Here is a 25,735-nt window from a genome sequence, read left to right as displayed (position 1 = left end):
AATAGCGTTAAGGTTGTATAACCGAAGGACCACCTGTATCTTCATTGCCAAGATGCGAGTGGTCCTTTGGTCTTATTAATAGCTTACACTGTTGTATATCGTTAAGTTTCAATTGAAGGTCATTCTCTGGCTAGTTTATCACCCTATCACATATGGGTAAGAAAAGTAAACATTGATTTCGATTTTTAGTTTACATAATAATTATTCTGTAACAATAAAAACGAAATTATTTTGTAATTTCAGATCGCCTCTCATTTTCCATTAAAAGTATTAATAATCCACTCCATCAAAATGAAAAAAAAACTGTCGTTTTGGACAGCTTCTTTATCATTACTTTCTTCTATTATATAAGCGAAGCTTATCTTTTACATATCAGCCACAAACGCGGGAAGTTTGACATCCAGCAAGGCCATCGCTTCTTCCTTCTCGCGGCTGGTTACGTGGGTGTACACTGTGGTGGTTTGAATGGAGGAGTGACCCAACAGCTCCTGAACCGTTCGCAGATCTGCTCCGCGTCTAAGCATCATGGTCGCAAATGAGTGACGCAGTTTATGACTGGAATAGTTCACACGCTGATTGGAGGCTGATTCCTGCTGAAAGCGTTCAAAAGTTTCGGTTGATATAAGCTGAATACTGCGTATCGACAATCGTTTCCCCTTTTGAGACACGAATAATGCCTCTTCTTTCGCCCGCCATGGATCCAGCCGCTCCTGAAGAGCCTGGGATAACAGTTCGGCAACGGTCTCAGGCACAGGCAATGTACGCCATTTCCGGCCCTTACCGAATACATCCAGTGTGCGCCGTTCCGCATTATAATCTTTGCAGTTCAAGGCATGCACCTCTCCGACCCGCAATCCCATGTATCCCATGAGTAGAAAAATAGCCAGGTTTCGTGTACGGTACTTACCCTCAACCGATTGCAAAAATCGTTCCAAACCGCTTTCATCAAGGAAGACGGGGGCCCGATTTTGCTCGGTTTTGGATTTCTTGATTCCGAAAGCTGGGTTATTGGTCACCAATTCAAGCTCAATCAATGACTTATAAAAACAGTTCACCGCTGCGTGTTTCCGATTCCGCGTCGAGTCACTGACCCCTCTTTCCCGCGCCCGGGACAAGAAGGATAACACATGAAGTTTTTTGACCTGCTCCAGTGACTTTCCATGAATAGAGACGAGAAATTCAGCAACGTCACCTGTGTATGATTTTACCGTATGTCCCGTGTAGCCCGCATCTTTCATCCATATATGAAAAGCTTCAAGCTCATCGGCGTATTGCTCCTGAATCTCTTCGGTCATCATCTGTGTTCGTCACCACACTTCTATTTATTAATCTACAATTACGACATCGATTAGTGGAATGATCGCTTCGGGTTGTCCCTCACTGCGGGTGAGTACAAATGAAGGTAGTGGATTTTCGTGCAGTCCATTCACTGATTCACAGATCTGAACATACAAGTCCATACGCAACGTCTCGCCTTCACCCGCAACATCAATTACAGGCCATGCTTTCTCTGCACAGGATGGCCAGTATGCCAATTCGTTTACCGGCACGATACTTAATTGTTTAATTTCAGGATGCACACGGTATATCCCCGTGGTCTGAGGTTCATCACCCAGCTTGTCTACCGAAAGTATAGTTCTCGAATGTTCATCCGGAGCCGAATATATCGAATAACACCAAGGTGTTACTCCCCAGGCAATCGCCATGAGACCTTCCTCAAGCAAGGTGTCCGAAAGGTCACCCTCACTGAATTGTTCAATCAGATTATGGTTTCCAGAACCGGTCAGATTTTCTACACGTTTCGCCATACGAGGCAGATCTGCGAGAATAAAGCCACCACTGCCGTAGGAGTCAAACACATGATTATCCCGTGTCCATACCGTTTCAAGCGCTGTATTCATCTGCGAAGCTTCGGCTGGAAACAGACATATCGCAACTGTTACCACCTGAGCGTATTTCACCATGGCATGCTGCTCGGGCTCCAGCGGTCCCTCTGCGATGCGGGGTGTTTTGACATGCAGTGAAATTCGCAGCTCGTACTCCCCTTCTGCAAAGTCACCCAAATTCAATACGATCGGATGATCTATTCCTTCAATGGGAGTGAGTGAGCATGTACTGTCTGGTCGCAGGGTAACTGCATATTGTGCAAATCCCAGCTCCTCCCCATATATGATAATGGTATCTTGCCTATCCGGCGGTGTATCCATATACTGCGCAATAACCGATACCTTGCGTCCATCCTTCAAAAGGCGCTGCGGATCAATGTCCAATTGAAATTGTTTTGTGTCCTCTGGATGTGAAAGGATTAGCTTCGTCTCGGCAAGTACGGCTGAGTCAGCCAATGCAAAACCGAAATTCGAATTATGGTGATGTTGATTGGTATGTAATGGTGTGTTCATGATACATCCCCTCTCCTATGTCTGATGGCATATCACACCCCCAAATATATGTCATATTTGCCCTGACCGCAACCCCGGTTCCACTCACAAGGATAGATGTATTACTTATTAGATACCCAAATATAGCCTTATCCATCTCTGCTTTTTTTCGCATTACTCGAACTGCTCTCACAAAAAAAGCCCCATACCGCGCCGCTTTAGCGATGCAGTATGAGACAATGCAGTTGACTCTATTAACGTATAGTTTCAGTGTGACAAATTAATTTACTAACCTTTCAAGATATCTCTACAATGTAGGAATCAGCTATGACAGCTATTTCCCCTTTGTTGTTTTGAACGTGTCCGATATACGCCGTGCCGGATTCAAATGACTGTGATGACGACCGTAGGCAAAGTAGATGATTAAACCAATAATTAACCAACCGAAGAACGTAATCCAGGTGAGAGCTGCAAGACGTGTCATGAGATACATACAACCAACAGCACTCAGAATAGGAATCAATGGGACGAAAGGTACGCGGAATCCCCTTTTGAGTTCCGGGTTGTTTTTTCGCAATACGATAATCCCCAGACTTACCACCGCGAAAGCAAACAGTGTTCCGATGTTGGTCAACTCCGCCAGATGGCCAAGTGAGATGAAACCCGAGAATAAAGCGACGATGATCCCAGCAACCCAAGTACCTGTAGCAGGTGTTTGGCTTTTGCCACTGACTTTGGAGAACACCGGAGACAATAGTCCGTCTCTTGACATGGAATAAAGCAAACGTGTCTGACCATACATCATTACAAGTAATACAGTGGTAATTCCCGTAATCGCTCCAAGCGAAACAATCCAGGACAATCCTTTCAACTGTACAAATTCAAAGGCAAAGGCAACCGGATCACTCACATTCAGCATGTGATAAGGTACAATCCCTGTCAGGATCAACGATACAACGATGTAAAGCACGGTACAGATCGCAAGAGATGCAATAATACCGATTGGCAAGTCCCGTTGAGGACGTTTCACTTCTTCCGCAGCCGTAGATACCGCATCGAAACCAATGTAAGCAAAAAATACCGTTGCCGCCCCTGCGGTTACCCCTGAGATGCCAAACGGAAGGAATGGTTGCCAGTTATCCGGCTGCACATAGAACACACCCACTCCGATAAAGATCAGCACCACGATAATTTTAATCGCTACCATGATTCCGTTGGCACGAGCAGCCTCTTTCACCCCTCGGGTGAGCAGGAATGTAATGATTAACGTAATCACCGCTGCGGTGATATCAAAATAGGTTCCCTTTTCAGGACTAAATGCACTTGTGAGCGCATGGGGTAATTGCAACCCGAATCCGGACAATAACGTTTGAAAATATCCAGACCATCCGCTGGCAACAGCCGCACTCGCAAATCCATACTCCAGAATAAGATCCCATCCGAGAATCCAGGCAATGACTTCGCCAAAAGCGGTATAGCTATATGTATACGCACTTCCTGAAGCAGGCACACTGGATGCAAACTCCGAGTAACACAATGCAGCGAAGGCGCAGATAATACCTGCCAGCAGAAAAGAAAGTACCAAACCGGGACCTGCATATTTTGCGGCAGCAACACCAGTTAATACAAAGATACCCGTACCGATGATCGCACCTACCCCGAGGGTCATCAGATCAAGCGGACCCAGAACCCTATTCAACATGTTGCTTTCGTTATCTCCGGTGGCAATCGGTTTTTTTCTAAACAGGGAAGATCGATTCTGGTTTTGGTTCATACACAGTTTCCTCTCGTATTGAAAATGATGAATGTGTCTCTTTACTTCAAATATTTTGTTTGGGTCATCTGTTCTATGAAAAAGTCCTTTGTTCTATCTTACCGATCAACTACAAAAATCTATCGATTTCTACACTTTGTCGCGTTGCTTTGTTAAATTTATTTTTCGGATGAAGGTATATTTTGTGCGTTCTAGACGAAATTTATCATGATCTGTTGGACAGGGGAGAATATGAAAATCGATTTAAAAGAAAACTGCGTATAATTTATATTATGCGCAGTTTTTTAATAGCTTTTTTCTTTACCAAAACATCACAAAATCGTTGTTACATGCAACTGAGCAAATACAGTGCCTTTTCGCCTCTTTTTGCGGTTTATTCCTTGCTCCCCCTGTCCTGTTGCACGATAAACACTACGCCAAAGAGCCGCATATCCGTATGCGGCCCATCACTTGTAACGCTATTAGATCTATAAACGAGATAAGAACATCCACTCTATTCATTCAGGAAGAGAATCACTCTTTCACTCACACGGATCATCTAACTTATGAAAATACAATTCGCTCTGCATCCGACATCTGATATTGAGATAGCAGATATGCCTTGCTGTCCAAAGCCTTCCGCCGAACCTCGTTCAGATCGACATGCAGCAGCTTGCCTTCGCGCTTCACCGGCCGACCTGCTACAAACACGGTATCCACATTGGATGGATTGGCAAATTGAACGACGGCTCCAACCGGATCATGCACCGGGAACAAGTTAAGATCGGTGGTTCGGATCATAATCAGATCTGCTTCTTTACCTGGCGTAAGTGTACCGATCTTCCGCTCAAGTCCCAGAGCCTTCGCCCCAGCAGAAGTTGCAAATCTTAGAACTTGACTGGATTGCAGATTAAGCTCGCCAGGCATTTCACCCTGCAGCAAAAGTTGTTCATTTTCACGGGAACGTTCAGCTTGAATTGCAAATTTCATCTGGGAGAACATATCCCCACCCGTCGATGTTACAACATCGACTCCGAGCGTTGGAGTTCCTCCGTTTTCAAGGAAGTACCCCGTTGCCGGATACCCATGCCCCATCATCATCTCTACTTCTGGTGTGACGGACAGTGAGGCGCCGCTATCGGCCAACATTTTATACTCATCCGTATCCATCGTATTTCCGTGTACGACGTTCAGACCTGGGCTCAGTAAACCAGCCTCATACATTTTACTTATCGAACGATCTACGGATCCCCAGCTTCCAAAGCCAACATGCATTGAACATATCGCATCAAGCTCTTGGGCAAGCTGAATTTCCTTCACTGTGGTATCCCAATGGCTGAACTCCGGACCACGAATTGCAAGGCCGAACGTGAGAAGCTGATCCCGTGAAGAAAAATACTGTTCCTTGACTCTTCTCACATCATTCGAATACGTCAGCTTGCTCTCTCTGTTCCAGTAGGGCGTCTCACCCGGTAGACCATAAGCGAAAACCGACCGAATACCCGCATCCTGAAGTCCGCGAATCAGTTCATCCGTATGCTCCGGTGAATACGGCATACTCCAGTCAAGCACCGTGGTTACTCCTGCATTAAGCGCTTCCAAAGAACCGAGCAAATTAGCGATATAGCTGTCTTGTGGCCGGAGTTTACTTCCCATCGCTCCATAGTAGAGATTCTGCAGATAGACCGGCAGTGACCAGTTGGTTCCCGCTGTTTTTACAAGTGATTCCCATACATGCCGGTGCGTATCTACAAGTCCAGGGAGTATGATCATCTCCGATGCATCTATTACTTCCGCTTCAATACAACTCAGGTCGGGCCGGATAGCAGTTATAAGAGAATCCTCAATAAGAACGTCCGCCCGTTTATACTGACCTACCGACGAATCCATAGACAATACACAACCATTTTTCAGTAGATAACTTGTCCCCACAAGACACATCTCCAATCATTGTTTTTTGTTGGATATACGCTTGAATCCCGGATGTTAATCTCTGATGATGAAATGACTAGCTGAAATATTTTAAGTATATAACCATTATATAGAAGAGGATGGAAACATTCAATTTTGATTACAAAAAAACCTATTGAACATTTCCCGGTTGTCGAAAAGTAACGCAAATCACTCTGTGCATACGCCTTACTCTCATACACTTTACTCTTGCTGCTGATCCTTCTTCTGTTTTGCTCTAAATCTTCTAACCTTCATCAGATTACCACACATCTTGTCATCACAATACTTCTGGGTTCTACTGCGCGTATCGTCATAGAACATCCAACGACAATCCGTATTGTCACAGATACGAATCCTTCCCCCATCCCCTTCAACTACGGTTATGGCAAAATCGGCTGCTACCTCAGCCATGACCTGCTTCCATTGAGTTCCTACAGGAATAAGTGAAAGCTTAAGTCCCTCATCTCCAACGTTCAGTTTTCTTATGACTTGACCTTCCTTCATCATGGCGTTTAGCCATTCCAGGTCTTGGTTCGATAATGCATTTCCGTCAGATAAACGACTTGCAAGAGCCTGCAATTCATTTCTAAAGTTTCTCAAGGCTCCCTCCTCTTCCGGAGAAGCAGGTACAGGTGCAACCAGTTGCCATTGTTTGATAAATGCTTGCTGCCATTCGGTTTTACCAAGCTTGTCCTCTGAACGATCCCCACCACGCCAGTCATGGTAATCACTGTTCACAAAATCAGTCCATAGTCTATCCATACGTACCTCCGATAAAATGTAACTACCTAAATTCAAAAAGATAGTTACAAACATTCATGTTTGGGTTATATTAATTGTAACCACATTTAAGCACTTTAGCTAGTTACCATGAATTCATTTTAGGGAGGAAAAATCAATGACTACAACAGCAACAGAACTATTGCTCATTCAGAAAGATGATACCTGGGATCAATGTAACTGGATTGTGCCTTTATCCAAGGCACTCGAAGGACTGACTGCTGAACAGGCAGCCTGGGTTCCATCATCCGGTGGATTAAGCATCTGGCAGTTGGTTAACCATATGTATTACTATAATCATCGCTTGTTGAGTCGTATTCAGGGCACAACACCCTCTGGTGCACCTGCCGAAAACAATGAATCCACCTTCGGAGATCCGGGCGCCCCTTCTGATACTGCTGGCTGGAGTGTACTTGTGCAAAATACAACGCAATTAGCCGGACAGCTTCGTGATCAGCTCGCTTCATTAGAAGAATCCGATCTTGAAGCCCCGTACATGGATACAGATGAAAAATGGGCACATGAGCTTGCCCGCTGGGTACTCCACGATGCGTATCATGCAGGACAGATTGTATTATTACGCAGACAACAAGGAAGCTGGAATATCATATTCTAAAAAAACACTTGAACTGCTAGCGCTTACAGGAATAAGATGGACTTATTAATGTTACAGCTTGTTCAATACACAATATAATTGAATAGGATCTTCGGGGTAGGGTGCAATTCCCAACCGGCGGTGATGTTCTTCGGAACCAGCCCGCGACTCGCTGTTTGACCCGATGTAGGGATTCAGCGACTGACTTGGTGTGACTCCAAGGCCGACGGTAAAGTCCGGATGAGAGAAGATCAACACATTGACATGCCGTTACCGAAAGGCTTATTTTCGTACGACATGTCAATGATTGAGCCCCCGTTTATTTGGTGTATACCAAAACGGGGGCTTTTGTCGATTTTGCCAACTGAAGATTCCGTGTTCTGACGAAGGAGTCCTGAATATGGAAAAGACACAACCTGCATCAACAGTTTACCGCAAGGAACGAAGTAATACCGGATTCTGGCTCGTCGTGCTCGGCGCCGCCCTTTGGGGTGTAGATCCACTGTTCCGTATTATTTTGCTCAAAACGATGACCTCCACGCAGATTGTACTGGTGGAACATATTATTGTCAGCCTTGTGGCGATTCCCGTGTTATGGAAGTTCCGGGCCGATCTGAAAAACCTGCGTGCTCGCCACTGGATTGCCGTGATATTTATCTCCTGGGGAGGATCTGCTCTCGCCACGGTATTGTTCACCCTGGCACTTACGCATAACGATCCCAACACCGTTTTGTTATTGCAAAAGATGCAGCCGCTATTTGCGATTGTTCTGGCTAAGCTGCTGCTGAAAGAAACATTGCCTCGCCGCTTCGGTGGACTGTTTATCATTGCACTTGCAGGAACATACCTGCTCACGTTTGGATTTACCCTTCCCCTTGGCAACTGGGACAATTGGGTTCATGCAGGTAGCCTGTTATCACTGGGTGCAGCTGCATTGTGGGGCGGTTCAACAGTTATGGGGCGGCTGATGCTGGGGCAAACCCGTTATGAAACGGTCACCTCTCTGCGCTTTGTCGTAGCCTTGCCACTGCTGATCTTTATGACGTGGAACGAAGGTGCTGCCTGGACATTCCCTTCCGCTACAGGTGAACAGGCGGCTGTAGCACTTAATATTCTGGGTCAGGCATTACTGCCAGGGTTACTGAGTCTTCTGTTATATTACAAAGGGCTCTCCTCCACCAAGGCCTCAGTCGCAACGCTCGCAGAACTGAGCTTCCCGATGGCCGGTGTACTGGTAAACTGGATTGCATTCCGTACATTAATTACATGGGAGCAACTGGTGGGCTTCATCCTCATCTGGATTGCCCTATTCGCCATCTCCAAACAGCAAGAACGATCAGCGACTCCGGCTGACGGTGCACCAAAGCTCCGTACGGATTGAATTTTATATAAAAGCAAATCAATTAAGGCACTGGACATCCTTTGAGATGTTCAGTGCCTTTTGTCTTTTCGCTATTCCGGTGGTACGATGACTTATGGAATAGTAGATTAAGTCAATTTAGAGAGGAACGATCATCATGTCTTCGTCTTCATCATTTTCGTATACATCTTACGATGCTATAGGTTTGGCTGAATTGGTTCGCGCACGGGAGATATCGCCTGTCGAATTGCTGGAAGCGGCGTATGCACGCCTGGAAGAAGTGAACCCACAGCTCAATGCAGTCATTCGTACATATGAAACACGTGCACGTCAGGAAGCGAGTATAGTTCGCCCGGGAGAGCAGCCCTTTGCCGGCGTGCCCTTGTTATTGAAAGATATCTCTCAATCCCTGGAAGGTGAAATTCTCACCTCGGGTTCTCGTCTTCTCAGTGAGCATCGGGCACAGCGGAATTCTAATTTCGTTTCCCGTCTGCGCGATGCAGGCTTCATTATCATCGGACATACCAATACACCGGAATTTGGCCTGAAAAATATTACTGAGCCCCGTCTTCACGGTCCAAGTCGAAATCCATGGAATACGAATCACTCGCCAGGCGGTTCAAGTGGAGGTGCCGCTGCCGCGGTAGCCTCGGGAATTGTACCCCTTGCGGGAGCCAGTGACGGTGGCGGTTCCATCCGAATCCCTGCTTCATTCAGCGGCTTGTTCGGACTAAAACCTACACGTGGACGGACACCTGTTGGACCGGGAGTTGGTCGTCAGTGGCAGGGTGCTTCGATTGATTTTGCCTTGTCCCGTTCCGTTCGCGACAGCGCTGCTTTGCTGGATACACTGCAAGTGATTCAGCCCGAAGCTGCGTTTCATGCTCCCCTCTTTCCAGGCAGCTACTTGGCTGATATGAACTATCCTCATCAACGCAAACTGAAAGTCGCTTACACGACAGCTTCGCCTGTAGGAACACCTGTGAGTGATGAAGCCAAAGAAGCTGTATATAAGACGGTTCGCTGGCTGGAAGAACAAGGTCATGAGGTTGAAGAAAAGCTGAGCCCGGTTAATGGTGTCAAATTGATGGAGAACTATTACATGATGAACAGCGGCGAAATGGCGGCGATGATCTCTTCGATGGAACGTTCTATGGGCAGAACATTAACCTCTGCTGATATGGAGATCGAGTCCTGGGTTCTGGCTGAAGCCGGCAAAAAAGTATCCGCTGCCGAATTCGTACATAGTCTGGCCGAATGGGATGTTGCCGCAGCTCAGATGTCCACATTGTTTGAACGCTATGATTTTTATGTCACACCTGTCAATGCTTTTCCAGCACCCAAAATCGGCGAATTGACACCTCATGATGAACAAATTCAGCATCTGATGCGTATTAGCGATTTGGACAAGATCCAGCAGCAGCAGTTGATTTATGAGATGTTTGAGCCAAGTCTTACCTACACTCCGTTCACTCAGCTCGCGAATCTGACGGGTCAACCCGCCATGAGTGTTCCTGTGCATCTGACTCCTGAAGGCCTGCCCATGGGTGTACAGATTATGGCAACCAAAGGCCGTGAAGACTGGTTGCTTCATCTGGCTGGTCAGCTGGAAACATCCGAACTATGGGTCGGCATGAAGGGTAATCCACTGTTTCCAGCATAAACGCTGAATACAACCTGTATCATTTTCAATGTGAGCCGTATGTTTGCCAAAGTGCATGAAAGCCATGTCAGCTCCGCATACTGAAAGCAAAAACAGCGGAGGAATGTGACGAATGAAAATGAATACTACGGAACGCCATAAGCAGTCTGTTCGTATCCCTGCCAAAACGGGTTATGCCGTCAAGGTAAATAAAGGTTCATTAATTCGGGTGACCGATTTGGAGGGTCAGCAGGTCGTTGATTTTGTTGCATATGATGCTCAAAATGCCAATAATCGATTAGACCCAGGTGTAACGATGGACGTACTGCGGTCCTACCGGATCAAACCAGGACAGTCCGTGTATTCCAATCAATATCAGCCGTTGCTTAAAATCGTTCGTGACACGGTTGGTGTTCATGATTTCTTCAACTCCGCCTGTCGTCCGGAAATGTATGAAGTATTATATGACAAAAAGGATCATGCCAGCTGCTATCATAACCTAAATCAGGCTCTTGAACCGTTCGGGATCTTGCCGCCGGATCAGCATTATCCATTTAATTTGTTTATGAAATCGGTCGTAGATGATCTGGGCAAGATTGATGTCGTAACTCCAGATTCGCGCGCCGGTGATTATGTGGAGATGGAGGCATTGATTGATTTGGTTATCGGTCTGTCAGCTTGTCCTTGTGAAGAAAGCTCATGCAACGGATATCATTGTACAGCCATTCAGCTGGATGTAGAGTCCTTATCAGATTAAGCGACACACAGCTTGTTCTAATTTGCTCCAGACGGGAATACGATGACTTGTACCCATATGTGTGTGACTTACCGGTACAATTCGTCGAACCCGTTAAGGAGTGAACGCGTATATGTCTGTACTGTTTAGTTATATTATTCTGGGAATCTCACTATCCGCTCCAATTGGTCCGATTAATGCCGCTCAGTTGGATCGCGGAGCCCGCCACGGATTTATGCATGCCTGGATTCTGGGACTGGGAGCCATGTTTGCCGATTTGGTGTACATGCTTCTGATCTACTTTGGAGTTGCCCATTTTCTGGACACGCCTTTCATGCGCTCTTTTCTTTGGTCTTTTGGCAGTTTTATTCTGGTGTATACCGGTGTGGAAACACTTTCCAAGTTAAAAGACGGTATCCAAACCTCTTCTACAGCAGAAGCGAGGGTTGGGAAATCTTTTGTCTCTGGCTTTCTCATGGCCCTGTCCAATCCCCTGAATATTTTATTCTGGCTCGGCATTTACGGCTCTATCCTTGCTACAACCGTGAAGCATACCGACACCGCTCATCTGCTACTATACAGTTCTGGTATTTTCATAGGAATCCTTGTCTGGGATGTCATCATGGCTGGCATGGCTAGTCGATTTCATAAACGCAGCAACGAAACCGTTTTGCGCTGGATCTCCATTATCTCAGGGATCTGTCTGATCGGATTTGGCCTGTACTTCGGTTTTGAAGCTGTACGATCTATCTTTTTCTGACATAAAAACTACACTGGACAGTCACCCAACGCCATCCGCATTAATACGTTAACGGTATCATGTGGAATGGAGTTGGGGAATCCATGGCAGAGCTGTACAGTGCCGATGAAATAAATGCATCATTCAAAGGTCTGCCCGAATGGCAGCAGGACGCTTATTCAAAATTTGCCAATATGATTGCAGATGAGGGTAATACGTATCCTTGTGTACCCGGACGTATGGGTTTTCTCTCCGGACATTTGAGATACGGATTCACAAGGGATCCGCGAACCCAAGCTTCTGCTGAAGACATGGCGGAATTACTTAGTCAATATGGGCCTGTTTCTCGGGAAACGGGACATTACGCTTCTTTGGTTGTCATTTGCGAGACACCGGATGATTTGAGAAACAACACAACGGTGGAGCAGTATCAGTCCTTGTTCTGGGAGATGCTTAACCGGGTAAGTTCACTCGATACTGCCTCCTGGCCTGAACATATTTCGACTGATCCGCATGAAGCCACATGGGAATTTTGCTTTGGCGGGGAGCCTTACTTTTGTTTCTGTGCCACTCCCGCGCACGAACTTAGAGCCAGTAGACACTTCCCTTATCTTATGTTTGCTTTTCAACCAAGGTGGGTGTTTGAATCCATTAATGACAACACACCTCTTGGCCGGAAAATGAAAACCTTGATTCGCAAGCGCTTGGCAGCCTATGATGCCGTTCCTGCTCATCCTTCGCTCATGTGGTATGGGGAGCAGGATAATCTGGAATGGAAACAATATTTCCTGCCCGATGACGAGCAGACCCCTTCCAAATGTCCTTTTATGCGCATGAAGCAAGCCATTAGCAAATTGACGAAATAGCTGATACGAGACACGAATTCAGGGCTTTGATGGCTCAGTAGATGGCGAAGGTTGCGGTTTTCGTACTTTGTTTACAATGTAAGTAATCAAGGCTATCAATACAACAAGACCTATACTTGCCAGCAGACCTCTTCTGCTGGCTTTTTCCATAGCCGTGCCAGCTACTGCTGCAAGTATAAGGACCATGGCGATCCATACTTTGATGCGATTCCAACTTGTTGGCTTCATTTTCTTGATATACGTGATGCAAATCAGAAGCCAGGTATACATTAATACCAAGCTGCCTGCGGTTGTTACATATTCGAATAGGCTCTTAGGCATCCATAATGCCAGGAGAGTAGAAAGGATTAATCCAGCCGCTGTGCATCCTAATGCATATAGGGGCATGTTCTTTTTTCCCCAAGTCTTCGTAAACATCTTCGGTGCATCTCCGTCTTCACCCAGTTTAACCAACATGGACGTAATCGCATAGATTGAAGCGACCATCGTGGAGAACCCGGCGATTATCAAAATTCCATTGAGAATATGAACCACGACCGTAAATCCAATCGATGACATCGCTTTGACGAGAGGACTCTCGTCTGGTGTTAATTTAGCAGCAGGAACCAGAAGAAGGATTAAGGCAATTGCCACAACATACAGCGTACTGACGGTTAATAACATCACTCTGCCTGATTTCACTGCATCCTTAGGTTCTTTCAGCTTGGCTGCCATTAAACCCATGACCTCAATCCCGGCAAAGGCAAAAAAGGCATAAATAAACCCGGTCCACACGCCTTTTATTTTGTGAGGGAACCATTCATTCGTTATTTTCTGCGGCGTAATCTTCACATCTAACCAGCCCAGACAAGCCGCTGCTGCAATCGCGATAAAAGCAACCGTTGCAGCTAACTTGATTACTGCGAGTACATTTTCTGTTTGAGTTAACCCTTTGGCTCCCAATGCGGCGATGAACAATCCAATACATGCGTATACTGCCACAAACACCCACAACGGAAACTTGGGAAACCAAAATTGAGAGAATAATCCGAGAGCCGTTAATGAACTGCCCATGATCAGCATTTCGGAAGACCAATACATCCATCCGCTTCCGAAACCGGCCCATGGGCCGAACGCTTCACCGGCATATGTTCGAAAAGCCCCTTCTTTCGGATCTTCTGCCGTCATCTGAGCTAATGCTCCAAATACAAAATAGGTCCCCGCAGCAGCCAGCACCAAAAGTACAAGCACGGATAAACCGGACCAATGAATAGCCAGACTTGTTCCGAGGAAAAATCCGGTTCCCAGCGTACACCCCGCTCCAAATAAGGAAAGACTAATCCAGCTCAGTTTCTCTTCTTCTTTTTGATGCACATGACTTTTCATATGTATCCTCCTTCATGCGTACCCCATTACGGTTTACATATGATGGAGGTTTTATGTCATTAAGGTAAAAAGAAATAAAACTGACTTGAATAAGTTTACATAATAATTTTTACGTTAACTAATATCATTACTGTTGATGTGTCGATACTTTTGGTAACAGATCTTAAGTGATTCTTTAAACGGCTATAATTAAAGAAAAACCCTTCGAACTGTAAAAAAAACAGTTTGAAGGGTTTCTTGTTAGTTTCTGAAAACAAACTTCTCGTTTAGTATGGCGAATCTGATCGGTGTATGTTCTTATCGGTAATAACCTGCATTATGCAGTTTCTATTTCTTGCCTAACAACTGTTGAAGCTCATCCAGTTCTATCTTCGCTTCCGGTTGGAAGTCCTCACTTTTTACATATTGTGCAAGGCTGTAAAGTAACTGGCGCCCTTCTGTCTGTTTAATCAATTTATCATAATGTAGTGCCCCAACAAGCAGCTTACCTTTTCCAACCTGGCATTCAAACAGCAGCCCCAGCTTATGATTGCGTTCAAAATTATCGATGGTTTGAACGAAAGGTTGAACATTCTCTGCGACTTTATCCAAAATAATAGACCGTGAATTCATAACGATATGCCACCAAGGATAAGTGGAATGGTTCTCACTTGGAAAGTGCTTCAATGCCGGGTGTGAGTTATTGATTAGAAGGCCTAGTGTGCCGACGGGAACTTGCTTATTCATGCTTTCCGAAATGGATCGGAACATCGGATAACACCAGAAATCGGTACAATATGTGCCTTCGACTGAACTGTCGTTATCTTCGAGTGTTGGGAGCAGCAGCACGTTCTCACCTTTTTCAAGTAAGGCAATTACTTCATCGGACAATTCCTTATAAATATAGTCATGTTCAATAGCTGTCACATCATGATCAGGGTATACCCATAGGTCATATTGTTTCCGAATATCGGTACCTGGAATATGCAGGGATAGAGTGATTGGCGTCATCTTTTTCACATCAGGCAGCTTGAACTTTATTTGGCTAATCTCAAACCAAGTTTCTCCAGATACAAAGGAAATCTCGTCTTTTCCTTGTGCAATCCGCTGATCCGAATCACGCATTTCCCACTCCACAGTCTGACCCCTCAATGAATCTGTTCGGTAGTACCTTAATTGAATAAAGGCATTGAAATCTTCACCCGAATTGTAGTTAAATTTCTCGAATCGGGCCAGAAGTACTGCATCGGAGCAATACGTCCTCCACTCCTCAGGAGTAACCAGCCCTTTCGGATCCATGAAGGCATCCAAAATACCTACCAGTGCGGTCCCCTGTCCACTAAAGTCCTGAAGATCGAGCAATTGAAATCCTGCCAGATGATTGGATCGAAATGCCGCCTCAAGCTCCTCCTTATAGCAGGCTACTGCAAGTTTGCCAGAGCTTTTGAAAAAGGGTTCAGCCAGATGTCCCATTCCTTTGGATTGCAATCGTTCCCGAAACACCTCGAAGTTTTTTGCCTTCAGCGATCCGGTATACTTCTCGATCTCTTCATAATTGGGATACATGGCATATTGTCCAATCTCATGGGAGATGACGGGTAAATGTGGAATGAGCTGTTGTTCAACAGAAGCGGCTTTCACGATCTTGGCCTCCGTGCCATATTGAATTTGAATTTCAGATTCTTCTGCTTGAATTCTCTCATTCTCTGAAACTGTTCCAACGGGCAAAATCATGTCGTTGTAGTCCTTCAGAGTACCAGGCACGTCGGTTTGAACATGACCCAACGGGGCATCACACATGGCATAAGAGCCGCGGAAAAGTCTATCTTTGGAAAAACGTACGCCACAGTAAAAATCTTCTTCCTCTAGAATCAGCGGAGTGAACTGAAAATTGTTTGAACCCTGGGTGTACAGAGGGCGTGGATCAAATGCTCTATACGCTTTGATAATGGCATTCAGTCTTTCTTTGCTGCCCCAAAGTTCATTACCGAGTGACATCATTACAAAAGAAGGATGATTCCCATACGACTTGAGCATGGCAAAGCCTTCACGAATAAGATAGTCCTGTTCAGCCTGATTATGCTGTGGGTCAAGTTCATCCGTGATTGTTCCCCAGAATGGCAATTCAGGCTCCATATAGATGCCAAGCAGATCTGCAGCGGTGAACGCTGCTTCAGGCGGACAACAGGTATGGAAACGATAATGATTTATACCGTATGATTTGGAAATGCTCAGGATTCGCAGCCATTCATCCACATCGGTTGGCGCGTAACCTGTAAGTGGGAAGATTAGACCATCATGTTTTCCACGAAGAAAGGTCTTTCGACCGTTGATGGTAAAAGCATCTCCATTCGCTTCAAAATCTCGCAGTCCTGTTATGATTTCGGTTGTATCCAGCACATCGCCATGTTCCCCCAACAGAGTAAGGGTCAGCACATACAGATGTGGATCTGAATCACTCCAGAGCAATGCGTCGTCTCCCATCTTGTAGAGCACATGAACTTCGTCCTGGCTGCATGGATAAGTTTGCTCATTCACCACATGATTTCTGTCTGATGCCACATATCCATGTGTCTCTTTTAAAAGGGGCTTGAAGGTTTGCGCAGTAACGGACAATACAGTACCTGATATCGATTTGGACAATGTACTTGTGATTCTGAATGTTCGCTCTGTAGCATTGGGATAGATCTGTACCTCACCCATATGCACCTCGTGGTAAAATTGAATCTCCAGCTTCCCGGTAATTCCGTTCCAGTTGGTCTGAGTATCGACGGATGTAAGATGCCCGCCTTTCGTCGGATAGTCCGTATTATCGACTCGGATGGTGAGGGTGTGTTCTCCCTGCGATAGCCCTTCCGGTAAGCTGTATATATGGGGGGTGTTAAGACTATCCTGTGCTCCAACTTCTTCACCATCGACCCATAACTTGGTTATGCGCGTGCGTTCCAGATACAAACTGCATTTCTTGCCAGCAAGCGTTGAAGGTATATCAATCTCCCTTTTCAGCCACACCCATCCTTCATATGCATATTCATCAGTCAAAGACCCGATGTGAGCCACAACATTCTTTCTTCCTTTGCGTGCATGAGAAGTCGTGTTCGGCAGCGTTATGGTATCGTCAAATGGGCCTTGTACGCCTTGTTTATGTTCATCCAGTTGAAGCTCCCAGCTTCCCTGCAAGTTCATTTTGGTTAACATGATCTTAGCTCCTCTATACTTTATGTATGCAATCTATTCTTCTGTTTACGTATTTCTATTATATAACTGTAATCTTAGTCCACCCATATAATAAAATTTATGCTGAGTATAACAATATGGAAATAATCCAAAGGTTATCGCTGACAAGTTCGTCTCTATAATGACTTAGAAATTCAAAAAAAGTCGCCTAAAAGGCGACTAGTGCTACTTATTTGAGTAGTTCAATTCTCATACGCTGTTAGATCAGACATACCCGGCATGTTTACTCCGCTTTATAGGCCTCCGATTCCTCGTACAAATCCGCTGGCAAGGCCTGTATGAATGGCGACCAATCGCCCGCCATGTACAGATGAAGGCGATGCATAGCGCGCGTACACGCCGTATAAAGAAGTTTGCGTTCATTGTCGCGGCTATAAGCTCCATACGAACCATCATAGACCAAGACTGCATCGAACTCGACACCTTTGGCAAGGTACACAGGAATGACCATTACACCTTTTTCAAAGTTGAACGTTTCCTTCGTAACGAGCTGCAACACTTCGCCTCCTTGAATCTGTAACGATTCATGGGCCTTGTGGCTTTCGGCGGCGGTCTTCGTAATAATAGCGATGGAATCAAAGCCCTCGGCTCTTAGCGCAGCGATATCTGCCACCATTTGTGCATCCAGCTGCTCTCTGTCGTTTCTTCTCGTCAGCAGGGGCTTTAGGCCTTTTCTTTCAAAGGGTACAATTTCATCTCCGTCTGGAAGCATCGCTCTTGTAAATTCAACGATCTCCTTCGTTGAGCGATAACTGCGTACTAGGGAGAAAAGACTTGTTTCGGCTTCACCGTAGAGACGGACTAATGGTGAATCAGCTGCGGCCAAATTAGTAGCCTGCGTGAAGATCGCTTGCCCGAAATCGCCGAGCACGGTCATACGGGCTCGAGGAAACAGCTTTTTGAGATATTCATATTGAAATGTTGAATAATCCTGACCCTCGTCAACGAAGACATACTTAATTTCCGTGTTTGTCCGGACACCTTCAATCATTTCTTTTACATACAAATAGGGCGTCGCATCCTCATGGAACAACTCGTTCCGGATCAGGCTTTCCTTGGTTTGACTGCATATCTCAGGCCATAGCGAGGGGATAACCGTAGCATTCGTTTTCTCCCGATAAGTGGCTTCGTCAACAAACAATTCGCCATATATGCCTTTGATATCAACAAACGAGAATTTCTTGATACCTTTTCTTAGTGGGCTAAACCGTTCTTTCACGATCTTGCGGCCGAGCAGTTCCTCCTCCTTCTGGGCAAAGTCAAAATCACCTTCATCTTCTCGAAGCTTCTTGCTTATTTTCTCACGAATTTGGGCGTACTGTTCCGCGATATCAAATACTTCCTTATCTTTATGCAGTACTTCGAAGATATCCGCATACTGATCGTTGTCGAGATAATTCAATTCTTCCTGTACCCATGATTCTTCACGTTCCATACGTTCCAGGGAAGCCAGCTCTTTCAGCAGCCACTCCTGTAAGAGTACAACGCGATTTAACAAGGGCAGGGAACGATCATAACCGTAAAATTCGGCTCTCATTTGCTCCGCAGTAATCAAATCACGATTTCGAAACCGAATGCTGTTGAATCGCATGCCTTCCTGCCCCAACCAGTTTCCATAATTCTGCAAGGCTTGCAGAAAAGCATCGGAGGCTTTATATTCAATCCCCTGAAGCCGAGCCTCATAGCCCGGAGCTTCATGCGAGGTCAGTACATATTCAATCTGATCAAAGACATCCTCCGGACGCAACGAAGAGCCGAGCCAATAGTCGAGAAATTGTTGAAAAGTAGTCTGCTGCATATTATCTTCACCGAGCTCCGGAAGGACAGTGGAAATATAACTGCCAAACATCGGATTCGGTGAGAACAGGACGATCTGATCAGCACTGATCGTCTGGCGGTGTTTGTACAATAAGTACGCCACTCGCTGCAAGGCTGCCGAAGTTTTACCGCTACCCGCTGCTCCTTGTACGATAAGCATTCGGCTTGTGTCATTACGGATAATGGCGTTTTGTTCCTTCTGAATGGTTGCCACGATGCTTTTCATTTGTGAATCCGCACCTTTGCCGAGCACTTGCTGCAACAATTGGTCTCCAATCGTCTCGTTTGCATCAAACATATTGCGGATTTCTCCGTTATGGATCTGAAATTGCCGTTTGAGCTCTATTGTGCCATCGATTCTTCCGATCGGCGTCACATAGGACGCTACACCGGGGGAAGAATCGTAGTACATGCTCGCGATCGGTGTACGCCAATCATAGATCAGAAAGCTCAATCCATCTTGGTCGACAAAAGAAGATACGCCGATATAGATCTGATCGGTGTGGGCCAGACCTTTCTCCTGAAAGTCGATGCGGCCAAAATAAGGGGATGGGAGCAAACGTTTCATGTTATTCCATTGCTGCGTCAACCGCATGTGAACACGTTCCCGCTCGGCCAATACCGCGGACTGCTGGTTAATGGTGTAGAAGGTCTCTTCGAAATCTTCGTGGGTGCTAGTGTTGATCGTAACTTCTTCCCAAAAGCGCTTGCGAATTTCCGTAGCCTGGTCATGCATTCCGGCAACCTTTGGCTCCAATTCTGCGATTTTGGCCTGCAGTTTGTTCCTTACAGACTCCAGCCGTTCCTGTTCCAGCTGCCAATCTTTTGTTTGCATCTCTCTAACCACTCCTTTTCCTATTTTTGGATGAAAAAGAGCATTGACAAATCAAAATTCCAGATGTAAAATTAATGTAGGGATAAAAATAAGTACATACTTTAATTTTGTTTGTCAATGGCGCTAACGATTATATCATAGCGTTATTTTTCGTTCAATTCTTTTTTTCGTTTGCCAAAAGATGGCCTTTGCATTTATCAGGGGGTCATCTTTTTTCGTGTGTATTGGGTTTCCCTCTCCCTCTTTCCCTAACCGGACAAATGAAAGCACATAATGACAGGTTTTTGAATCAGTCTTTATCTATTATAGGAATCAAGGAGTGGTTAACCGTATGAACTGGATCGAATCATTACAGCTAGCTATTGCATATATGGAAGAACATTTACTCGAAAATATGACAATGGAGCAAATTGCAGCACAAGCTCATATTTCTCCCTTTCATTTTCAACGTACGTTTGCCTTATTAACTGATGTTACCGTAGCCGAATATATCAGACGAAGACGATTAACATTGGCAGCAAATGAACTTATACAGAGTGATCACAAAATCATTGATCTGGCGCTCAAGTATGGCTATGACACTCCTGAATCTTTCTCCAAAGCTTTTCGGAGGCAGCACGGAATTGCCCCCAGTGAAGCGCGTAAGAAGAGTACTTCTATCAAATCGTATAATCGTTTGGTTATTCAATTAAGTCTAAAAGGAGCAGAACCGATGAATCACAGAATTGTTGAACAAGCTGCGTTTACATTAGTAGGGATAAAGCAGGCTTTCTCTTATATTGATGGGGAAAACTTACGAGGCATAGCCAAAATGTGGCAGGATGCGTATACGAGTGGTACAGAAGATCGTTTATTTGATTTGAATAATGGTGTCATACAAGGATTGCTAGGCGTCTGTGTGGATCAGAACGAGATTCAGGAGAAGCAGATGGAATACTGGATTGCTACGTCGTATGATGGTGAAGTACCTGAAGGATTATCATCCTTTACAATTCCAGCTTCCAAATGGAGTGTCTTTGAAGTCGAAGGTCCGATGCCGGAGAGTATGCAGCGTTTATGGAAGCAGATTATTTCTGAATGGTTCCCTTCCAACCCTTACAAGCATGCGAGTATACCTGAACTTGAAGTATATCCAGGACCTCACCAGCCGCCTCAAATCTGGATACCGATAAAATAAAGAGAATGTGAATTATAGTATCCGTTCTTGCCCTCCATTCGGACAAGAACGGTATTCATCTCCATTGAACACTTTACTTCATTTTAACGATGACCTTTCCTTTAGCACTTCCACCTTCAAGATACTGAAATGCTTGCCCGATATCCTTGAAATCATAAACCTTATCAATCACTGGTTTAATGAGACCTTCCTCCAAGTAACCCTTTATTCGCTCTAATTGCAACCCGCTTGGTTTCATAAACAGAAAATGATATTTTGCTTGGTTTTTCTTCTCAAGAGTTGTTATCTTATGGCTCACAATCGATAGCAGTGTGGTCTTTAACCAGCCTAAGTTGGCTTCTCGCCCGAATCTCGCGTTCGGCAAACCGGAAATAGATACTATTTTCCCATTCGGCTTAAGTACTTGGAAGGATTTTTCCAGCACCTCGCCTCCTATCGTGTCATACACCGCGTCATATCCCGACAGCATTTCTTCAAAATTTTCTTTACGATAATTGATAATACGATCGGCACCAAGGGATTGGACCAATGCGTAACCTCTATCGCTGGCAGTAGTGGCAACATAAGCTCCCATTAATTTGGCCAACTGGATGGCGAACGTGCCAACCCCTCCTGATCCTGCGTGAATCAATATTTTTTGGCCTTTCTGAAGGTTCAAAATATCGTAAAAGGCTTGATATGTCGTAAGACCGACCAGTGGTATGGATGCTGCTTCTTCAAAGTTTAAGTTTTGGGGCTTCAGCGCGATGTCTTCTTCATGGACAGCAATGTATTCAGCCAAAGTTCCAATTCTGTCTTTACGAGGTCTTCCATATACCTCATCTCCAGGTTTATAAGCGTTTACCTGTTTACCCACCTTGACCACAACACCGGAAAAATCATTTCCAAGGATCAATGGCATCTTGTAATTCAGCAGGAGCTTTACCTTGCCCTCTTTTATTTTAAAATCAATCGGATTTAAGCTTGCTGCATGGATTTCCACCAAGACATCATGATCTCCGATTTGAGGAATAGGCATTTCTTTCTGTATCAAGGGAACATTCTTCCCGTATTTCTCAATTACCATGGCTTGCATTTAAATCACTCCATTACGTTTAAGAGTTTAAACATATGAACATATTATATCTAACACGTTAACAAATCAAGCATAATATCGTGATATCCAGACTGGAAGCTGGGATAAGGCTTACCTCTCTTCCAGTCTGAAGTCAAAATCCATCATAATATGCGTTAAATAACATACGCTAATCTTAGGAGACAAGGACCGCTCAAATCTTTTTAATTCGGGTCAGTTAGCGGTAAACATCCTGTCAGAACTGCTCCACCGTCAGGGTGGTTACTTACCATAAGTTCGCCTCCATGTTGCTTCATCATTCGTTGTGAGATCGTTAATCCTAATCCACTGCCTCCAGTTGCACGACTTCGAGACGTTTCCCCACGATACAAAGGTTCAAAAACGCGCTCTAATTCTTCGAAAGAGAAACCAGGTCCAGTATCACGGATTGTAAACCTGATTTTCTTGCCGTCTTTACAGCATCGGACTGTTATTGCGCCACCTGATGGCGTATATCTAACGGCATTCTCCAATATATTGTTCATCGCACGCTCCAATACATACGAATCTCCGTTAATAAAACAACCGTCAGTTAATTGGTTTAAGATAGAAATATGTTTCTGCTCAGCTTGTGGACTCACACTCTCTATCGACCTTCGGAGGATCTGTGTTAAATCTAGCGTTCTTGTGTTAAGTTCACTTTCCAAGTACTCCATTTTTGTAAAAGTGAAGAGGTCCTCAACCAATCGATCCAATTGAGCAGATTTCTCTTTGCATACGGCAATATATCGGGTGACCTTCTCCGGTGACTGAGCTATTCCTTGTTCCAATCCATCCAAATACCCCCGCAAGGCAAACAACGGTGTGCGTAAATCATGTGCAACGGCTGCGGTGACAAATCTGCGTTCTTCCTCAAGCTCCACTTGTTTACGGTGGGATTGTTCAAGCCCCTTCACCATAACTTCGAATCCATCACGGACTTCGGCAATTTCCGTGATTCTGGATTTAGGTAATTGGACTTCCCAATGTCCTGCTGCAATTTTTCTGGCCGCCTTGCTCATTTTCTCAAGAGGTTTAAGAAGGAATCTTCTCATTTCAACTCCAACCACAAAGAAAGAAAGCAGCAGTCCGAAAAATGCAGCAATCATTGGAACTCCGTTGGATTTAGGCAGATAAAGAACAACCCTCCCCAGCAATTCCCCATCCTTTATGACAGAGAACTGTTCGGTCGACGAGAATCGACTGTGACGCTTCGGGCTGGAACGATATATTTCCGAATTGGACGCAGATTCAATCTCCACATCCATCTTTGCTTTGCTCAACTCAGTATGAAGTTCGTTTTGCCAACCGGTATCCGTCCATTTATCCGTACCAACTTCAATCATGTGGATCATCTCAGTGAGATGTCTTTGCAGCGTTTCATTTTGCTGTTGGCTTGTAGAGATGCTAAACGACTGAGTGTCCATAAAGTGAGCCGTGACAAAAAAGATCCAAGGCAATGTAAGCAAGAAGAATAAACAAAGCATAGTAAATGTACGAATACGGAGTTTTCTCATGTTACACTCCCTCAAAACGGTATCCTACTCCCCACACGTTGATGAGGAATTGTGGATGGTTTGGATCGGATTCAATTTTTTCGCGAAGCCGGCTAAGATGTACCCGAATGGTATGCCTGTCGCCTACACCTTCCCAAAACTTTGCAAGCAGTTGTTCGTAGGAGAAAACCTGCCTCGGGTGCTCCGCAAATAATCGCAACAACTCATATTCTTTAGGTGTAAGCTCGACTTTTCCCCCTTCGACCAGGACTTCTCTTGCAGTCAGATTTAACTGAATGCGTCCATAATCCAAGATCTTCCTTTCCATGGGTTGCCTGGAAGTAGTGCGCCGTAACACGGCTTTCACTCTGGCAACAATTTCCCCAGGCGAAGCCGTTTTGACGATATAATCATCTCCTCCGAGCGTAAGGCCACGGATCTTGTCCACATCATCACTGCGAGCACTCAAGAAAAGGATTGGAACATTGCTGTCCCCTCGAATTCTACGGCATAGCTCAAATCCGTTTTGTCCCGGCATCATAATGTCCAGTACAATGCAATCTATGGAATGCTGTTGCAGTATGGCCCAAGCTTGTTCCGTATCACAAGCAGTCTTTACGTGAAATTGGTCATTCTCTAGAAAGTCCCTTAATAGCTCAACGATGCTCTGATCATCATCTACAACAAGTATCGTATGATACATACTCATGCTTATCCCACCTCTGCCATCTAGTTTATCATTTTTTCTTCCTTTACCAAGTCGAGACTAAATTCTGTGATGATTTGTTTATCGTTTTGTGACCTTTTTAGGACTTCCTTTGAGATATTTGTTTGTTACGATTCTAACTGTGAGTACGGACGACTTAAAGATAAGGGGATGGATGCAATGTTAACTGTTCAAATCGTGTTATTTGATGGCTTCGACCTATTGGATGCCGTTGCACCTTACGAAGTATTTTGCGCCGCTTCCATGCATACCGACAACGACGTAAGAGTAGAGATGGTCACGGCTGAAGGTCCAAGACCAGTGACTAGTGGTATGAATGGTTTGACAATTGAAGCGAACAACACTCTTGACCCGGAACGTGGGGGTATCATACTTGTGCCTGGTGCAGCCGGTAATGTTGAAGGAGATGGTCCAGACTCGATTCCTGCCATTCTTGGTAAAGCCATGAATACGGAATTGACTACAATGATCAAGACAGCTCTCGAGCACAAAGACATCTTAGTCGCTACAGTCTGCGGTGGTTCCCTCTTGTTAGCTATGGGAGGACTCCTGGAAGGAAGATCTGCTGTAACACATCGTTTGGGTATGGATTTACTTGGTGCGACTGGGGCAATTCCTGTCCCGGCACGCGTAGTGGATGATGGTAATCTGGTTACTGGCGGCGGTGTGACCTCGGGGCTTGATGTTGCGTTGTATCTGGTCGAACGTGAACTGGGGCCACGTATCGCACACGAGATAGAGCAGTTGTTTGAGTATGAGCGGAGAGGAACCGTTTGGAGAGCAAAGGGCATTGCGCCCACCACTCACAAGTCGTTGACAGACAACGAACCGAACATTGTAATGAATCAAACGGTAGTGACCTCTGTCATATTGCTTAATGAGAAAACTCAGACAACCGTCTTTGATGGGAATTGGGACACAACAATCGCTACACCAGTCGGTAAACTGGAGGTCAAACTCTACATAAAGACAATTTCTGATGTGATCCAGGGCACAGCAACACAAGGTAACGAAACAATCCCATTTTTGAACCCTGTACTCTGCGACAACAAGTTGACCTGGAGCCTGTCAATTACTAAACCTATGCGTTTGAATCTGAAATTCGAAGTTGCCGTGGATGGAGATAAAATGAATGGAATCGCTAAGGCTGGCCTTCTTCCTGCTTCCAAATTAACAGGAAAACGAATAAACTAGCCTGGTTAGCTA

The 25,735-nt window shown here is 45.1% G+C and carries 19 protein-coding genes and 1 riboswitch; of the genes, 8 read left to right on the top strand and 11 right to left on the bottom strand.

Features of this window, described 5'->3' with window-relative positions:
* Window positions 1-365: 365 nt before the first annotated feature.
* The 5 genes from BUA17_RS05715 to BUA17_RS05695 form a co-directional block, all read right to left on the bottom strand.
* Window positions 366-1,298, bottom strand: a complete 933-nt coding sequence (locus BUA17_RS05715; protein WP_072732885.1) for a tyrosine-type recombinase/integrase — start codon at window positions 1,296-1,298, stop codon at window positions 366-368.
* A gap of 27 nt (window positions 1,299-1,325) precedes the next feature.
* Window positions 1,326-2,399: a hypothetical protein gene (locus BUA17_RS05710; protein WP_072732884.1), complete on the bottom strand. Its 1,074-nt coding sequence runs from the start codon at window positions 2,397-2,399 to the stop codon at window positions 1,326-1,328.
* A gap of 313 nt (window positions 2,400-2,712) precedes the next feature.
* Complete coding sequence (locus BUA17_RS05705) at window positions 2,713-4,080, bottom strand: branched-chain amino acid transporter BcaP (RefSeq protein ID WP_244552116.1); 1,368 nt, start codon at window positions 4,078-4,080, stop codon at window positions 2,713-2,715.
* A 615-nt stretch (window positions 4,081-4,695) separates the two neighbouring features.
* Complete coding sequence (locus BUA17_RS05700) at window positions 4,696-6,072, bottom strand: amidohydrolase family protein (protein ID WP_072732882.1); 1,377 nt, start codon at window positions 6,070-6,072, stop codon at window positions 4,696-4,698.
* Window positions 6,073-6,285: 213 nt separating this feature from the next.
* Window positions 6,286-6,846: a CGNR zinc finger domain-containing protein gene (locus BUA17_RS05695; protein WP_072732881.1), complete on the bottom strand. Its 561-nt coding sequence runs from the start codon at window positions 6,844-6,846 to the stop codon at window positions 6,286-6,288.
* 136 nt (window positions 6,847-6,982) lie between these two features.
* Here BUA17_RS05695 and BUA17_RS05690 point away from each other — a divergent pair, with 136 nt between their 5' ends.
* The 6 genes from BUA17_RS05690 (at window position 6,983) to BUA17_RS05665 (ending at window position 12,802) form a co-directional block, all read left to right on the top strand.
* Window positions 6,983-7,480, top strand: a complete 498-nt coding sequence (locus tag BUA17_RS05690; RefSeq protein WP_072732880.1) for a DinB family protein — start codon at window positions 6,983-6,985, stop codon at window positions 7,478-7,480.
* Between the two features lie 83 nt (window positions 7,481-7,563).
* Window positions 7,564-7,715: riboswitch (FMN riboswitch) on the top strand.
* Window positions 7,716-7,859: 144 nt separating this feature from the next.
* On the top strand, window positions 7,860-8,840 hold the full coding sequence (locus BUA17_RS05685) for a DMT family transporter (protein ID WP_063564970.1): 981 nt from the start codon (window positions 7,860-7,862) through the stop codon (window positions 8,838-8,840).
* 136 nt (window positions 8,841-8,976) lie between these two features.
* A complete protein-coding gene (locus tag BUA17_RS05680) occupies window positions 8,977-10,482 on the top strand; it encodes an amidase (protein ID WP_072732879.1) in 1,506 nt (501 codons plus the stop codon).
* 112 nt (window positions 10,483-10,594) lie between these two features.
* Window positions 10,595-11,218: a DUF1989 domain-containing protein gene (locus BUA17_RS05675; RefSeq protein ID WP_244552077.1), complete on the top strand. Its 624-nt coding sequence runs from the start codon at window positions 10,595-10,597 to the stop codon at window positions 11,216-11,218.
* A gap of 112 nt (window positions 11,219-11,330) precedes the next feature.
* Window positions 11,331-11,957, top strand: a complete 627-nt coding sequence (locus BUA17_RS05670; RefSeq protein WP_063564972.1) for a LysE family transporter — start codon at window positions 11,331-11,333, stop codon at window positions 11,955-11,957.
* A gap of 83 nt (window positions 11,958-12,040) precedes the next feature.
* The gene (locus BUA17_RS05665; protein WP_072732878.1) at window positions 12,041-12,802 is read left to right on the top strand and encodes a YqcI/YcgG family protein; all 762 of its coding nucleotides are present in this window, start codon (window positions 12,041-12,043) and stop codon (window positions 12,800-12,802) included.
* Between the two features lie 18 nt (window positions 12,803-12,820).
* Here the strand turns inward: BUA17_RS05665 and BUA17_RS05660 are convergent, their stop codons facing one another.
* The 3 genes from BUA17_RS05660 to helD all read right to left on the bottom strand — a co-directional run bounded on the left by BUA17_RS05660 (window position 12,821) and on the right by helD (window position 20,036).
* Window positions 12,821-14,167, bottom strand: coding sequence for an amino acid permease (locus BUA17_RS05660; RefSeq protein WP_063564974.1), 1,347 nt, complete (start codon window positions 14,165-14,167; stop codon window positions 12,821-12,823).
* 327 nt (window positions 14,168-14,494) lie between these two features.
* Window positions 14,495-17,344: a glycoside hydrolase family 2 TIM barrel-domain containing protein gene (locus tag BUA17_RS05655; protein WP_072732877.1), complete on the bottom strand. Its 2,850-nt coding sequence runs from the start codon at window positions 17,342-17,344 to the stop codon at window positions 14,495-14,497.
* A 262-nt stretch (window positions 17,345-17,606) separates the two neighbouring features.
* Window positions 17,607-20,036 (bottom strand): RNA polymerase recycling motor HelD, encoded by a 2,430-nt coding sequence (helD, locus tag BUA17_RS05650; RefSeq protein ID WP_072732876.1) that lies wholly within the window; start codon window positions 20,034-20,036, stop codon window positions 17,607-17,609.
* Between the two features lie 331 nt (window positions 20,037-20,367).
* Between helD and BUA17_RS05645 the strand changes: the two genes are divergently transcribed.
* A complete protein-coding gene (locus BUA17_RS05645) occupies window positions 20,368-21,213 on the top strand; it encodes an AraC family transcriptional regulator (protein ID WP_072732875.1) in 846 nt (281 codons plus the stop codon).
* Window positions 21,214-21,286: 73 nt separating this feature from the next.
* On the opposite strand, the gene BUA17_RS05640 is transcribed toward BUA17_RS05645, so the two are convergent.
* The 3 genes from BUA17_RS05640 to BUA17_RS05630 all read right to left on the bottom strand — a co-directional run bounded on the left by BUA17_RS05640 (window position 21,287) and on the right by BUA17_RS05630 (window position 24,511).
* Window positions 21,287-22,288 (bottom strand): NADP-dependent oxidoreductase, encoded by a 1,002-nt coding sequence (locus BUA17_RS05640; RefSeq protein ID WP_072732874.1) that lies wholly within the window; start codon window positions 22,286-22,288, stop codon window positions 21,287-21,289.
* A 203-nt stretch (window positions 22,289-22,491) separates the two neighbouring features.
* Window positions 22,492-23,823, bottom strand: a complete 1,332-nt coding sequence (locus BUA17_RS05635; RefSeq protein WP_063564979.1) for a sensor histidine kinase — start codon at window positions 23,821-23,823, stop codon at window positions 22,492-22,494.
* A gap of 1 nt (window position 23,824) precedes the next feature.
* Entirely contained in the window at window positions 23,825-24,511 is a 687-nt protein-coding gene (locus BUA17_RS05630) for a response regulator transcription factor (protein ID WP_076288593.1), read from the bottom strand.
* A gap of 177 nt (window positions 24,512-24,688) precedes the next feature.
* Between BUA17_RS05630 and BUA17_RS05625 the strand changes: the two genes are divergently transcribed.
* Complete coding sequence (locus tag BUA17_RS05625) at window positions 24,689-25,723, top strand: DJ-1/PfpI family protein (RefSeq protein WP_072732873.1); 1,035 nt, start codon at window positions 24,689-24,691, stop codon at window positions 25,721-25,723.
* Window positions 25,724-25,735 lie beyond the last annotated feature (12 nt).

This window comes from Paenibacillus sp. ov031 (genome assembly GCF_900143165.1).
Classification (GTDB): domain Bacteria; phylum Bacillota; class Bacilli; order Paenibacillales; family Paenibacillaceae; genus Paenibacillus; species Paenibacillus marchantiae.
The sequence above is the reverse complement of the archived record's forward strand: the minus strand, read 5'-3'. Positions and strand labels throughout refer to the sequence as shown.

Excerpts from the sequence above, each read along its gene's own strand:
- BUA17_RS05715 (WP_072732885.1), bottom strand. The coding sequence starts at position 1,298 with ATGATGACCGAAGAGATTCAGGAGCAATACGCCGATGAGCTTGAAGCT.
- BUA17_RS05710 (WP_072732884.1), bottom strand. The coding sequence starts at position 2,399 with ATGAACACACCATTACATACCAATCAACATCACCATAATTCGAATTTC.
- BUA17_RS05705 (WP_244552116.1), bottom strand. The coding sequence starts at position 4,080 with ATGTTGAATAGGGTTCTGGGTCCGCTTGATCTGATGACCCTCGGGGTA.
- BUA17_RS05700 (WP_072732882.1), bottom strand. The coding sequence starts at position 6,072 with ATGTGTCTTGTGGGGACAAGTTATCTACTGAAAAATGGTTGTGTATTG.
- BUA17_RS05695 (WP_072732881.1), bottom strand. The coding sequence starts at position 6,846 with ATGGATAGACTATGGACTGATTTTGTGAACAGTGATTACCATGACTGG.
- BUA17_RS05690 (WP_072732880.1), top strand. The coding sequence starts at position 6,983 with ATGACTACAACAGCAACAGAACTATTGCTCATTCAGAAAGATGATACC.
- BUA17_RS05685 (WP_063564970.1), top strand. The coding sequence starts at position 7,860 with ATGGAAAAGACACAACCTGCATCAACAGTTTACCGCAAGGAACGAAGT.
- BUA17_RS05680 (WP_072732879.1), top strand. The coding sequence starts at position 8,977 with ATGTCTTCGTCTTCATCATTTTCGTATACATCTTACGATGCTATAGGT.
- BUA17_RS05675 (WP_244552077.1), top strand. The coding sequence starts at position 10,595 with ATGAAAATGAATACTACGGAACGCCATAAGCAGTCTGTTCGTATCCCT.
- BUA17_RS05670 (WP_063564972.1), top strand. The coding sequence starts at position 11,331 with ATGTCTGTACTGTTTAGTTATATTATTCTGGGAATCTCACTATCCGCT.
- BUA17_RS05665 (WP_072732878.1), top strand. The coding sequence starts at position 12,041 with ATGGCAGAGCTGTACAGTGCCGATGAAATAAATGCATCATTCAAAGGT.
- BUA17_RS05660 (WP_063564974.1), bottom strand. The coding sequence starts at position 14,167 with ATGAAAAGTCATGTGCATCAAAAAGAAGAAGAGAAACTGAGCTGGATT.
- BUA17_RS05655 (WP_072732877.1), bottom strand. The coding sequence starts at position 17,344 with ATGTTAACCAAAATGAACTTGCAGGGAAGCTGGGAGCTTCAACTGGAT.
- helD (WP_072732876.1), bottom strand. The coding sequence starts at position 20,036 with ATGCAAACAAAAGATTGGCAGCTGGAACAGGAACGGCTGGAGTCTGTA.
- BUA17_RS05645 (WP_072732875.1), top strand. The coding sequence starts at position 20,368 with ATGAACTGGATCGAATCATTACAGCTAGCTATTGCATATATGGAAGAA.
- BUA17_RS05640 (WP_072732874.1), bottom strand. The coding sequence starts at position 22,288 with ATGCAAGCCATGGTAATTGAGAAATACGGGAAGAATGTTCCCTTGATA.
- BUA17_RS05635 (WP_063564979.1), bottom strand. The coding sequence starts at position 23,823 with ATGAGAAAACTCCGTATTCGTACATTTACTATGCTTTGTTTATTCTTC.
- BUA17_RS05630 (WP_076288593.1), bottom strand. The coding sequence starts at position 24,511 with ATGAGTATGTATCATACGATACTTGTTGTAGATGATGATCAGAGCATC.
- BUA17_RS05625 (WP_072732873.1), top strand. The coding sequence starts at position 24,689 with ATGTTAACTGTTCAAATCGTGTTATTTGATGGCTTCGACCTATTGGAT.